This window comes from Streptomyces sp. NPDC002276 (genome assembly GCF_053891435.1).
The window spans coordinates 813573-826219 of the sequence record NZ_JBSFCQ010000002.1 but is presented as its reverse complement, the minus strand read 5'-3'; the positions used below and the strand labels follow the sequence as shown (position 1 = coordinate 826219).

Below are 12647 nucleotides of genomic sequence, written 5' to 3'. Positions count from 1 at the left end.
TGGTCGCGCAGTTCCCCGCGCCCCTTAGGGAGTTGCCCTGGTCGGCGTCGAGAGGGCACGCCCCTCAGGGAGTGCCCTCGCCGACATCAGGACAGCACGCCCCTCAGGGAGGTGCCCTGGCCGGGATCGAGACGGCTCGGCGCCCCTCAAAGACTTGCCCTCGCCAGCATCGAGACGGCACACCCCTCAGGGGGTTGTCCTGCCCCGCCCCGAGAAGCTGACGAGGCGGGGCGAGGCGACTTACGCCGTCCCGCCCCGTCAGCCCTGTCAGCCCCGTCAGTCCCGTCAGACGTCAACAGCGCTAGCTAGTGCCTACCGCACTTCGACAGGTCGATCCGGACGATCTGTGGGTCGTGGTCGCTCGCCTGGTCCGCGAACTCCGCGTTGATGTGGACGACGTCGTAGTTGAAGGACGTCACCGCGGGGCTGGTCAGGATGTGGTCCAGGGTCTGGGAGTTGCCGTCGTAGACGTAGGTGTAGCGCTCGGCGGCGGGGAGGGTGGTGATCAGGGGCTTGAGGACCTTGTCGGCCGTCAGGGTGGTCACCGTTTGGGAGAACTCGTAGTCGTTCAGGTCGCCGAGGACGATCGCCTTGGCGTTCTTGTCCGCCGCCAGCAGGGACTTGACGAAGGTGTTGACCTCCGCCGCCTGGGCCGCGCGCTGGGTTTCCGAGCTGCGGGCCGGGGGCTGGTAGCGGCCGTGGATGGGCTGGTCGCCGCCCTTGGAGATGAAGTGGTTGGCGACGACGAAGACCTGCTCGCCCTGGAAGGTGAACTCGCCGACCAGCGGCTTGCGGCTGTCCTCCCAGGCCGCGTTGGTCGGGTCGATCCGGCCCGGGGAGTAGGTGAGTTCGACGCCCTTGCGGGTCTTCACCACGCTCGTCGCGGTCGTCGCGTCGCCGCCCTTGTGGTCGGTGAAGGAGACCCGCTTGGGGTTGAAGAGGAAGACCTGGCGGATGTTGCCGCCGGGCTCGCCGCCGTCCGCGTCGTTCGTCGGCGAGATGTAACGCCACTTGTACGCCGGGCCGCCGGCCGCGCGGACCGCGTCCGTGAAGCGCTTCAGGGTGCCTTCGGCCGTCACCGTGCCGTCGTTGGTCGCGCCGTTGTCGTCCTGGATCTCCTCCAGGGCCACGATGTCAGGGGAGTTGAGGTTGACCGCGACACCCTCGGCGAGCCGGTCGAACTTCTCCTGGGTGTCGAGCGCGTCCAGGTTCTCCACGTTGTACGTGGCGACCGCCAGCTCGTCCTTCTTCTGCTTGCGCGTCACTTCCTGCTTCAGGCCGTTGTCGACGAGGGTGCCGAGCTGGGTGGCCTGGACGTTGTAGCCGCCGTAGGTGGAGTAGTCGAGGGGGCCTGTGGTCGTGCCTGACAGTTCGTCACCTACGTTGGCCGCGGGGAAGGTTGAGGTGGTATCGAGCGACATCACCTCGATACGGCCCGTGTTGGGCTGGTCGTACGACGAGTACAGGGTGCCGCCGCGCGCCGTCGCGTTCTCGTTCGGCTTGACCGTGACCCACAGTTCGCCGTAGGCGTCCGAAGCGCCGACCACCCTCGCGTCGGCGAACGTGACCCGCATGCCCTCCAGGGACTCGAAGAAGTCCTGGGCGTAGACGGCGGGTTGGAGCGCGAGGGACTCGATGCTGCCGCCGGACGCGGTGGGGATGTAGGCGTCGGGGACCGAGGTGGCGTCCAGCGTGACGGCGGCCGGGAGGGCGTTGCCGCTGGAGAGGACCGTGGTGGTCGGGCCGGTGATCTCGGTGTTGGACTGGCTGGTGCTGCTCGGGTAGTACTCGCTGACCTTGCCGGTGACCAGGACCGAGTCGCCGACCGCCACCGTGGGCTTGGTGGAGCCGGTGTAGACGAAGACGGCCTCGCTGGTGCGCGGGTCTGTGTCGGGGGTCGGGTCCTGGATCCAGTAGCCGAGGGAGCCGCTGGAGCGAACGCCGGTGACGATGCCCGGGACGCGCGTGACCGTCTGGCCGGAGTACGGCGAGAGACGGGTCGTGCCCTGGATGTCGTGGACGCGGACCGTGCCGGGGTCGGTCGGCGAGCCGCCGTCGCCACCGCCGCCGTCCCCCGAACCGGGCGTCTGGCCGGCCGAGTTGACCGGGGAGGGGGTGGCGGCGGTGAAGTCGGCCGCGTTGTCGTCGGTGTCGGCGAGCGAGTCGGCGCGCGCGACGGACGCGGTGTTGGAGGCGCCGGTGGCCGGGCCGCTGCCCTCGCGGACGACCGCGGTGCCGTAGCCCGTCAGGTCGACGATCCGGGTGTCGGCCGCGCAGTCCGCGGCGGTCTTGCAGGTGAGCGCGGTGGTGCCGGAGACCAGGGCGATCGTGCCGGTGGTGGCGCTCATGGCGATCGAGCCGCTGGCGTCGGTGGTGGGCAGCGCGGTGGTGCCGCCGCTGCCGGTGCCCTCGCCGACCAGGTAGCGGGCGCCGGGGGCGATCGCGCCGGTGAGGGCGGTGACCTGCCAAGTGGAGCCGGAGGAAGGCGTACCGGGCAGGTACTGCACGCTGTAGCCCGACAGGTCGTAGGCCGTGGAACCGGCGTTGCCGAGTTCCACGAAGTCCCGGGTCAGGGTGGCTCCCGAGTTGCCTCCGCCGCCGTACACCTCGGCGATCACCGCCGAGGCCGACGGGGTGGCGTGCGCGGCGGGCAGGGCGGTGAAGGCGAACGCTCCCGCCGCGCCCACCGAGACGATCGAGTAGGCGGTGCGGCGGGCGCGGGATCTGCGCCCTTCAGGTCTGGACACGCTGGCTGTCTCCTCGTACTTCGTGTAGCTGCCGATACCGGTGCCTGTGGGGAGTCGGCTCAAGTTACGCGCGTAGAAAGGGAGTTGCCAGAGGGCCTCGCGTTAAATCCAGGGAACAAGTGGGGGCGGGGGCGGCCAGCGCGGCCACGAAAGTGACGTTCCACACATAAGTCCGGTGATCGAATCGGGCAACTCGGCCCATTCCGGCGGGTCTTGAGAGCTCCCGAGCGGCAAGAGGTTCACCGTTCAACCGTGGCGTTTTCCCGTTTCGTCCAGTTCACTCTGGATGGTTTGCCGCGCACCTTAAGTCCGTTCTGAGCACAGGAGTGTGTAGAGGTATGTCCAATTCGCCCCATTCGCCGGAGATTCCGTTCGCGCCGCACCCGGTGAGCGCCGCCGAAGTCATCCCGGGCGATCTGATCGCTCTGAGCCCGGACGACGCCGAACGCGACTGCTGGTACGTCGTGATGCACACGCTGCCCGAGACCCCGGAGACGATCCGGCTCGCGCTGCGTCCGCCGCTCGGCGGGGCCGACCGGGACGAGGTGCTCGGGCGGAACCTGCGCGTCACCGTCGCCTGCCACCGGATGGACGTCGGGGCGATCGCCCGCCTCGACTCCGACGATCTCGGGGCGGTCGAGTTCCGCGACGGCGACCGGGTGACCACCCTGCGGGTCGTCGATCCGCGCGCCGACGAGGTGTCGTACGCACGGCGTTGGGGTGTGTGGCACCGGGACCTCGACGGGGCGGCGACGGACGAGGTCGCGACCGATGCGGAGGTCCGTGGCTGGGGCGGCGCGGAGTACGTCGTACGGCATCACGCGCGGCCCGAGCGAGAGGCGGTCCTCAACGGGCCGCGGCGGGTGGTGGTCACCGGGCTCGGGGCCGTCACACCGCTCGGGGTCGGGGTCGACGAGCTGTGGCGGGGGCTGCTCGACGGTCGGCACGGGATACGGGAACTGGACGGCGAGGAGTTCGCGGAGCTACCCGTGCGGGTGGCCGGTACCGTGCCCGTCGACCCGGCGGAGTTGCTCCCCCGGGCGGCGGCGCGGCGGATGAACCGGGCCGCGCAGTTCGCGGTGCTCGCCGCGCGGGAGGCGTGGGGTGACGCCGGGTTCGTGGCGGGCGGCACGCGGGAGAGCGGGCTCGATCCGGAGCGGGTCGGGGTCAGCCTCGGGACGATCCTCGGGGACGCGTCCGTGCTCGTCGGCGGCGACCGCAAGCTGCGCGAGAAGGGCCCGCGCGCGGTCTCCCCGCTCACCACACCGATGACCGTCCCCTCGCAGGCCGCGTCCCAGGTCTCGCTCGACCTGCACATCACCGGCGAGGCCCGCACGGTCACCGCCGCGTGTGCCTCCGGCACGGAGGCGATCGGGGCGGCCGTCGACCGCATACGGTACGGCCGCGTCGACATCGCCCTCGCGGGCGGGGCCGAGGCGGTCGTCACGCCGGCGATCATGGCGTCGTTCGCCGCGATGCGGGCGTTGGCCGGACGGGGGGTGGAGGACGGTTCGTCACCGTCGCGGCCGTTCGGGACGGACCGGGACGGGTTCGTGAACGGGGAGGGCGCGGGGGTGCTCGTCCTGGAGGCCGAGGAGCACGCACGCGCGCGTGGAGCGCGGATCTACTGCGAGGCCGCCGGGTGGGGGCTGTCCGCCGACGCGCATCACATGGCGGCACCGGATCCGTCGGGTGCGGGGGTGGCGCTCGCCGTGCGGCGGGCGGTGCGGGACGCGGGCGGGCATGTCGTGGACGTCGTCCACGTGAACGCGCATGCCACGGCGACGGTCGAGGGCGATCTCGCGGAGGCGGAGGCGCTGCGGGCCGTGTTCGGGCGGCGGGCCGTACCCGTCACCGCGCTCAAGGGTCATCTCGGGCATTTGCAGGGGGCGGCGGGTGCGGTGGAGGCCGTGGCCACCGTGCTCACGCTGCACCACGGGGTGGTGCCGCCGACCGTGGGGAGTGGAGAGTTGGACGACGCGTTGGGGTTGGACGTGGTGGTGGGGGTGGGGCGGAAGCTGCCGGGGGGTGGGGATCTGGCGTTGAGCAACTCGTTCGGGTTCGGGGGGCACAACGCGGTGCTGGCGTTGCGGCGGGTGGGGTAGGGCTGCGCCCGGCTGGGGGCGAGTGCGGGTGTGGGTGCGGGTGCGTTGTGGCTGTAGGGCTGCGCCCGGCCGTCGTGCGAGTGCGGGTGCGTTGTGGCTGGTCGCGCAGTTCCCCGCGCCCCTATGGGGCGCGCTGTAGTCCCCTAGGCTGTTCGCTTCCGTGGGGGCGTCTTCTTGGCCGGGGTCTTCTTCGCGGCGGACTTCTTCGTCGCCTTCGTGGTCGTCGCCTTCGTGGTCGTCGCCTTCGTGGTCGTCGTCTTCTTCGCCGTCGTCTTCTTCGCCGTGGAGGTCGACTTCTTGCCGGTGGTCTGCTTCGGCGTCGCCCGCGACGAGATGGAGGTGACCTCGGCCTTCTTGGCCGGTTCCGCGCCGCGCGACTCCTGCGCCTCCCGGACGCTCTTCTCCAGGGCCGCCATGAGGTCGAGGACCTTGCCGCTGGGGGCCGGGGCCGGGGAGTCGGTGGGCCGTTCGCCGGAGGCCTTGGCGGTGATCATCTCCTCGACGGCCTCGCGGTAGTCGTCGTGGAGGTCGGCGAGGTCGACCTCGCCCAGCGTGTCCATCAGGGCGTCCGCGAGGTCGAGTTCCTTGTCGCGGACGGTGACGCTCGTGTCGGGGGCGACGCCCTCGGGGGCGCGGATCTCGTCCGGCCAGAGCAGGCCGTGCATCGCGATCACGTCGTCCACCACGCGCAGCATGCCCAGGCGTTCCCGGCCCCGCAGCGCGTACTTCGCGATGGCCACCTTCTGGCTGCGTTTCAGCGCCTCGCGCAGCAGGGTGTACGGCTTCGCCGCGGGGACGCCGTTCGCGGAGAGGTAGTAGGCCGCGTCCATCTGGAGCGGATCGATCCGGTCGGCCGGTACGAAGGCCACGATCTCGATCGTCTTCGCCGTCGGGATCGGCAACTGGGCCAGGTCCTCGTCCGTGATCGGGATCATCGTGCCGTCCGCGTCCTCGTACGCCTTGCCGATCTCGGCCTGGGCGACCTCGCGGTCCTCCAGCTCGCAGACCTTGCGGTAGCGGATGCGGCCGCCGTCCTCGGTGTGGATCTGGCGGAAGGAGACGGAGTGGCTCTCGGTCGCGTTCACCAGCTTGATCGGGATGCTGACCAGGCCGAAGGAGATGGCGCCGTTCCATATGGATCGCACCTGCGGCACCCGCCTTCCGGTATCTGTCGATTAATCACGTTTACGTGGGATTCTCATCGTATGACGCCGATCACAGAGGTGGAGGGGCGAAGGCTCGCGCTCAGCAACCTGGACAAGGTGCTGTACCCGGCGGACGGCTTCACCAAGGGCGAGGTCCTGCACTACTACGCCACGACCGCCGAGGCCCTGCTGCCCCATCTGCGGGACCGGCCGCTGTCCTTCCTGCGGTACCCGGACGGGCCGGACGGTCAGGTGTTCTTCGCCAAGAACGTGCCGCCGGGTACGCCCGAGTGGGTCACCACGGCCGAGGTGCCGAGGTCGGAGGGGCCGGCCCGGATGGTGCTGGTCCAGGACCTGGCGTCCCTCATGTGGGCGGCGAACCTCGTCACCGAGTTCCACACCCCGCAGTGGGTGATCGGGGCGCCGGGCCTCGCCGACCGGCTGGTGTTCGACCTCGATCCGGGGGCGCCTGCGACGGTGGTGCAGTGCTGTGAGGTCGCGGTGTGGCTGCGGGAGCGGCTGGCCGCGGACGGGATCGAGGCGTACGTCAAGACGTCCGGGGCGAAGGGGCTGCACCTGCTGGCGGGGGTGGAGCCGGTGCCGTCGGAGCGGGCCGTCGAGTACGCGAAGGCGCTGGCCGTGGCGGCGGAGAAGGCGCTCCCCCGGCTTGTCGTGCATCGGATGACGCGGAGTCTGCGGGCGGGGAAGGTGTTCGTCGACTGGAGTCAGAACGCCGCGCGGAAGACGACGGCGACGCCGTACACGCTGCGGGCGCGGGCCGCGCCGAGTGTGTCGGCGCCGGTGACGTGGGAGGAGGTGGAGGCGTGTCGGTCGGTGCGTCAACTCGCCTTTCTGGCAACGGACATGGGGGTACGGCTGCGGGAGTACGGGGATTTGCTGGCGCCGTTGGTCGGTGGAGGGTCGGTGGGGGCTGTGCCGTGATTTTCGCCCCCGCCGCCCCTACCGCTACCCCTACCCCTATCCCTACCCGTCCCGTCCCGTCCCTGGGGGCTGCCGCCCCCAGCCCCCCGCTTCGGCCCGAACGGCCTCGTCCTCAAACGCCGGACGGGCTGGGTTGTGGTGCCGTCAGCCGTGCCCCCTCACACCTTCCCCCACGTATGCCGGTCCCTGGCCATCGCGTGCAGCGCCTCCACGTCCGCCGGCTTCAACACCCCGCCCGTTCTTGCCAGTCCGGGGAGTTCCGTGTCCTGGAGTACGCGGACCTCTCGGAGGGGGGTCGTCACCGTGACGTCGGTCGGGCCGACAAGGGCCAGGACCGGGCGGACCTCGGCCGTGAGGGCGTAGGACGCGCGGTCGGCGTCGGAGCGGACTCGGCGGAGGAGGGGGAGCGGGTCGCGGCGGCCCAGGGTGACCATGGGGTCGGCGATACGGACCCGTTGTTTACGGGCGTACAGCGCGTGGACGGCGAAGAGGCCGCCGGGGCCGATCACCAGGTGGTGGAGGCGGTCGCCGCCGGGCAGCGGGATCGAGTGGAGGGTGTGCCAGCCGGCGCCGTCGAGTGCGTCCAGGGCCTCGCCGACGGCCTGTTCGGCGGTGAGGGCGCGGCGGCGCTGGTCGGGGCGGAGCCGGTGCTGTGGGCCGGGGTCCCGGTCGAGGGCGAGGTGGAGCGCCTCGCCTGGGCGGTTGGGCGCGAGGTCGTCGTCGGGGTGGAGGGAGAGCCGCGCGAGTTCCGCGGGGGTCGGCACCGGTGGCGGGCCGATCGTGACCGGGCCGGTGAGGAAGGGGCCGAGGGCGTGCAGCACGTCCTCTCTGCTGTCCTCGCTGAGCAGGTTGATCCTGGCCGCCTCCCGGTCGTACCAGGCGACGTTCCTTCCGTCCGTGTGACAGACGTACAGCCGTTCCTGACCATGGCGCCAGGTCGGTACGATGCGCAGTCCGCTCATGCACCATCACCCCTCGACCATGGGAACAGGCGGGGTGCTCAAGGGGCAAGAACCCGGTTACCTTTGGGTCAGTCGCTGGGGCTTGGGGAGGCGCCGTTGCGGACGCGCAGGAAGCAACCCGACGTACCCGCTCCGGACACTCCGTGGAGCGAGATCGTCACCGGTCTGTGGATGGGCGGGCACGAGTTCCGAGGGCGCTCCGGGCAACGGGAGTTCGCGGTGGTGCGGGACGAGTTCGATCTCGTGCAGACGCTGCTGCGGCTGCCGGGGCACGGGCCCGACTCCGGCGTCGAGCACCATGTGTGGCCGATTCCGGACGGGCCGCTGGACGGGACGCAGCTGGCGGGCGTGATGCGGCTGGCCCGGGCCGCGTGCGACGCGCTGGACGACGGGCGGAAGGTCCTCGTCCGCTGCTATCACGGCTACAACAGGTCGGGGCTTGTCGTCGCGCACGCGCTGGTCCGGCGCGGGTACTCCACCGAGGAGGCGATACGGCTCATCCGCACCCGCCGCTCGCCGTGGGCGCTGCACAACGAACTGTTCGTGGAGTATCTGCGGGCGGGACTGTCCACGGCCCGGCTGCTGGAGGAGCTGACCGAGTAGCCGACCGTCCGAGCTGCCGGGTAATCGTTTCTCCGGCCCACCGAGGGGCGTGAACAAAAAGGACTTCCGTACGAATAGGGTGTATGGGTGCTGTTCCGTCGCCCCGCCCGCGCCACCGCCGTCGTCGCCCTGCTGCTCGCGACCGCGGTGGCCTGTGGTGACACCGGCGCGCTGCGCGGCGCGGGCTCGACCCCGACGGCGACCAGCCCCGCCCGGCTCTGGCCGAACATGTCGCCCGCCGCCTCCCCCGCCTACGACTTCGACGAGGCCGACACGGAGATCGTGAAGGGCGTCACCGTCCCCGGCGACGACATCCGCAAGGTGGACCCGATCGCCGTCGTACGGGCCGAGATCGCCGCCGATCCGGGCGACTACGGCGGCTCCAAGGCGGCGTACCGGGGAACGGCCGAGCGGATCGGCGACTGTGCGAAGGGCGGGGACCGGAGCCGATGTCCCGTTCTCAAGCCGTACTACCGCGACCTGACCGGTGACGGGCACGACGACCTGACGCTCGGCTTCCGGCTGCTGCCCACCAGGATGACGGCCGTGCGGGTCTACACCGTCGAGAAGCACCGGCTCGTACAGGTCATGGCCAACGACGACGCGGTGAGCGGGGTCGAACTGGCCGGGCATTCGGTGATCATCCGCTCGCCTTCGGAGCTGGCGGGGTACGAGTACCGCGTGCAGTGGACCTGGGACGCCGACCAGAAGGCGATGCTGCTGACGCACGACGAGTTCCTGCGCACGGGCAGCCGTAAGCACGGAGTCCGTCGCGCGACGCCCGCGCCCGTGCCCTCGGCGACCTCGTGACGGGGCTCGCGCTGCCCCGGTGGGCCGGGACCCTCGCCGTCAAGTCCGCCGCGTTCATCACGGTGATGTGCTGCGCGCTGGCCGCCCTGCTCGGCGTGCTCGTGCATGTGTCGGTGACCGACCGGACCGTGGGCCAGGCCCGTGAGCTGGCGCTGTCGCGGCTGCGGACGGCGACGACGCAGTACGAGGCCGGGGACTCGCTGCTGCACGGCGCCGGTGTCGACCCCGCGAGTCTGCCCACGCCCCTGCGGCGGCTGGCCGAGGACGGCGACCGGGGCACGATGGTCGGCAGGCACCGGGGGCGCCCGACGATGTGGGCGGCGGGACCGGCCGACGGCGGGCGGGTGCTGGCCGTGGCGGTCGACTACTCGCAGGGCGCGGACACCATCGCCGGGCTCGACCGGGCGATCGTGTGGTCCTCGGCGCTGGCGATCGGGGCGACGCTGCTGGTCGGCGCGTTCGCGGTGACCCGGGTGACCCGGCGGCTGCACGGCACCGCGCAGGTGGCCCGGCGGATCAGCGCCGGCGACCTGGACGCGCGGGTCGACGATCCCCGTACGAAGGACGCGAGCCGGCCGCAGGACGAGGTGGCCGCGGTGGCCGCCGCGCTCGACACGATGGCCTCCTCGTTGCAGGGCAAGCTGCTCACCGAGCAGCGGTTCACGGCGGACGTGGCGCACGAGTTGCGCACCCCGCTGACCGGGCTGCACGCGGCGGCCGAGCTGCTGCCGCCGGGGCGGCCGACCGAGCTGGTGCGGGACCGGGTGGCCGCGCTGCGCACGCTCACCGAGGACCTGCTGGAGATCTCCCGCCTCGACACCCGGCGGGAGAGACTGGAGCTGGGCACCGAGCGGTTGGGGGCGGTGGCCGCGCGGGTGGTCCTGGCGTCGGGGACGGACACGGAGGTCGTCGTCGTACGGGACGAGTGGGTTGAGACGGACCGGCGGCGGCTTGAGCGGGTGCTCGGGAATCTGGTCGCGAACGCGCACCGGCACGGGCGGGGGCCGGTGGTGGTGACCGTGGACGGGGCGGTGGTGACCGTGCGGGATCACGGGGACGGGTACCCGGGCTATCTCCTGGAGCACGGTCCGCAGCGGTTTCGGACCGAGGGGGGAGCTACGGGGCATGGACTGGGGTTGACCATCGCTCTCGGCCAGGCGGAGGTGTTGGGGGCGCGGCTGGAGTTCTCGAACGTGGGGGACGGCGGGGCGTTGGCGACGTTGATGTTGCGTTGAGAGTGGTTGTTCGTCGGCCGCGGGCCGGTGGGGGCTGGTCGCGCCCACGCGGCGGAGCCGCATATCGACACAGCCCCGCGCCCCTGAAAACCCGTGTGGACCAGTGTGACGAGCGACCGCTCTCACCTCCTCCTAATGTGGCGATTAGTCAGCTTCGCCCCCTTCCTGGAGGTACCCCCATGTCCCTCAGCCTCTCTCTCCGTCGTATCGGTATAGCGGTCGCCGCCGGTGCGCTCGTCACCGGTGCCGCCATCACACCCGCCGTGGCCGACGACGAATGGGGCGACCAGGACCAGAGCGTCAGCCGCCCCCAGGACGACGACGACTGGAACCAGCGCGGCGACGAGGACTCCGACGGTCGCGGCGACGACGACGGCCGCGGCGACTACAACCAGCAGAGCGGCTCCAACCAGCACGGCCAGCACCAGAACAACCCGCGCCTGTACCGGGGCGTCGTGACGGCGAGCGAACTGGCCCTGCGTTCCCGGCCGGACCGCGGCAGCCGGATCATCCGGTACGCCTACCGCGGCGAGCGCGTGTCGATCTTCTGCAAGACCAGCGGCTCCAACGTCCAGGGCAACCACCTCTGGTACCTGCTCACGGACGGCACCTGGGCCTGGGGTTCGGCGCGCTACATCGACAACATCGGCCCCGCCCCCCGCTGGTGCTGACGGGCGAGACACACTCGCCACCCAAGGCACACAACCCGCCCCATTTGGGTAAGTTCCGGACATGACCAACGCCGGAACCACCGTCACAGCGGACCTTCCCACACCCGCTGTACGCCTCCCCCGGCGCCGTGGCATCGAACTCACCCTCATCGTCGTAGCCGTACTCCTCTCGGTGTACGGCTACTGCGCTGTCGGCATCGCCAAGAACGGCACGGTCCCGCCCGGCGCCGCCGGCTACGGCGCCGGGCTCGGCGTGCTCGCCCTGCTGGCGCACCTGGCCGTGCGCCTGCGGGCGCCGTACGCCGACCCGCTCCTGCTCCCGATCGGGGTGCTCCTCAACGGTCTCGGCCTGGTCCTGATCTACCGGCTCGACCTGGAGACCCCGGGCGACCGCGCGGCCCCCACCCAACTCGTCTGGTCCACCCTGGGCGTGACCCTCTTCATCGTCGTGGTCCTCGCCCTCCGCGACCACCGCGTCCTCCAGCGCTACGCCTACGTCTGCGTGGCCGCCGCCCTCGTCCTCCTCACCCTCCCGGTCCTCTTCCCGGCCGTGAACGGGGCCCGGATCTGGATCCGGATCGCCGGATTCTCCATCCAGCCGGGCGAGTTCGCGAAGGTGCTGCTCGCGATCTTCTTCGCCGCGTACCTGGCGGCCAACCGCAACGCGCTCGCCTACGCCGGCCGCCGCGTCTGGCGCCTCCAGCTCCCCACCGGCCGCGTCCTCGGCCCGATCGTCGCGATCTGGCTGATCAGCGTCGGCGTCCTGGTCCTGGAACGCGACCTGGGCACCTCGCTCCTGTTCTTCGGCCTCTTCGTGACCCTCCTCTACGTCGCCACCGGCCGCACCGGCTGGATCGCGGTCGGCCTGCTGCTCGCGGCCCTCGGCGCGGTCGCGGTGGGACGCCTCGAACCGCACGTCCACAGCCGGGTCCTGGACTGGCTGCACCCCTTCGCGTCGATCGACGCGGGCCAGGGACCCAACCAACTCGCCCAGTCCCTCTTCGCGTTCGCGGCCGGCGGCATCCTCGGCACCGGCCTGGGCCTCGGCCACTCGATCCTCATCGGCTTCGCCGCGAAGTCGGACTTCATCCTGGCGACAGCGGGCGAGGAACTGGGCCTGGCCGGCCTCTCCGCGATCTTCATCCTCTACGGCCTGCTCGTGGAGCGCGGCTACCGGGCGGGCCTCGCGCTGCGCGACCCCTTCGGACGGCTGCTCGCGGTCGGCCTCGCCTCGATCGTCGCGCTCCAGGTGTTCGTGATCGCGGGCGGGGTGACCGGCCTGATCCCGCTGACCGGCATGGCGATGCCGTTCCTCGCCCAGGGCGGCTCCTCGGTCGTCACCAACTGGGCGATCGTGGCCCTGCTGATCAGGATCAGCGACTCGGCCCGCCGCCAGTCCGGCTACGACATCGAGGTGGCAGCGTGAC

The 12647-nt window shown here is 71.4% G+C and carries 10 protein-coding genes; 7 read left to right on the top strand and 3 right to left on the bottom strand.

The genetic code is table 11. The annotated features are described in order from the left end of the window. Positions 1-305: 305 nt before the first annotated feature. A complete protein-coding gene (locus ACWIHT_RS08950) occupies positions 306-2687 on the bottom strand; it encodes an endonuclease/exonuclease/phosphatase family protein (RefSeq protein WP_456166047.1) in 2382 nt (793 codons plus the stop codon). 398 nt (positions 2688-3085) lie between these two features. On the opposite strand from ACWIHT_RS08950, the gene ACWIHT_RS08945 reads away from it, so the two are divergent. Further along, positions 3086-4852: a beta-ketoacyl-[acyl-carrier-protein] synthase family protein gene (locus tag ACWIHT_RS08945; RefSeq protein WP_456165867.1), complete on the top strand. Its 1767-nt coding sequence runs from the start codon at positions 3086-3088 to the stop codon at positions 4850-4852. Between the two features lie 143 nt (positions 4853-4995). On the opposite strand, the gene ku is transcribed toward ACWIHT_RS08945, so the two are convergent. After that, positions 4996-5997: a non-homologous end joining protein Ku gene (gene ku, locus ACWIHT_RS08940; RefSeq protein ID WP_456165865.1), complete on the bottom strand. Its 1002-nt coding sequence runs from the start codon at positions 5995-5997 to the stop codon at positions 4996-4998. Between the two features lie 60 nt (positions 5998-6057). On the opposite strand from ku, the gene ligD reads away from it, so the two are divergent. Then, positions 6058-6939: a non-homologous end-joining DNA ligase gene (gene ligD, locus ACWIHT_RS08935; protein ID WP_456165863.1), complete on the top strand. Its 882-nt coding sequence runs from the start codon at positions 6058-6060 to the stop codon at positions 6937-6939. Positions 6940-7097: 158 nt separating this feature from the next. On the opposite strand, the gene ACWIHT_RS08930 is transcribed toward ligD, so the two are convergent. Next, on the bottom strand, positions 7098-7901 hold the full coding sequence (locus ACWIHT_RS08930; RefSeq protein WP_456165861.1) for a nuclease-related domain-containing protein: 804 nt from the start codon (positions 7899-7901) through the stop codon (positions 7098-7100). A 96-nt stretch (positions 7902-7997) separates the two neighbouring features. Here ACWIHT_RS08930 and ACWIHT_RS08925 point away from each other — a divergent pair, with 96 nt between their 5' ends. From ACWIHT_RS08925 to ACWIHT_RS08905, 5 genes are all read left to right on the top strand, one after another. Next, a complete protein-coding gene (locus ACWIHT_RS08925) occupies positions 7998-8504 on the top strand; it encodes a protein-tyrosine phosphatase family protein (RefSeq protein ID WP_456165859.1) in 507 nt (168 codons plus the stop codon). Between the two features lie 87 nt (positions 8505-8591). Continuing rightward, positions 8592-9314: a hypothetical protein gene (locus tag ACWIHT_RS08920; RefSeq protein WP_456165857.1), complete on the top strand. Its 723-nt coding sequence runs from the start codon at positions 8592-8594 to the stop codon at positions 9312-9314. Positions 9315-9379: 65 nt separating this feature from the next. Beyond that, positions 9380-10549: an ATP-binding protein gene (locus tag ACWIHT_RS08915; RefSeq protein WP_456166045.1), complete on the top strand. Its 1170-nt coding sequence runs from the start codon at positions 9380-9382 to the stop codon at positions 10547-10549. 179 nt (positions 10550-10728) lie between these two features. Then, complete coding sequence (locus ACWIHT_RS08910) at positions 10729-11220, top strand: SH3 domain-containing protein (RefSeq protein WP_456165855.1); 492 nt, start codon at positions 10729-10731, stop codon at positions 11218-11220. A 61-nt stretch (positions 11221-11281) separates the two neighbouring features. Next, positions 11282-12646: an FtsW/RodA/SpoVE family cell cycle protein gene (locus ACWIHT_RS08905; RefSeq protein ID WP_200717091.1), complete on the top strand. Its 1365-nt coding sequence runs from the start codon at positions 11282-11284 to the stop codon at positions 12644-12646. The last annotated feature ends 1 nt before the right edge of the window (position 12647 follow it).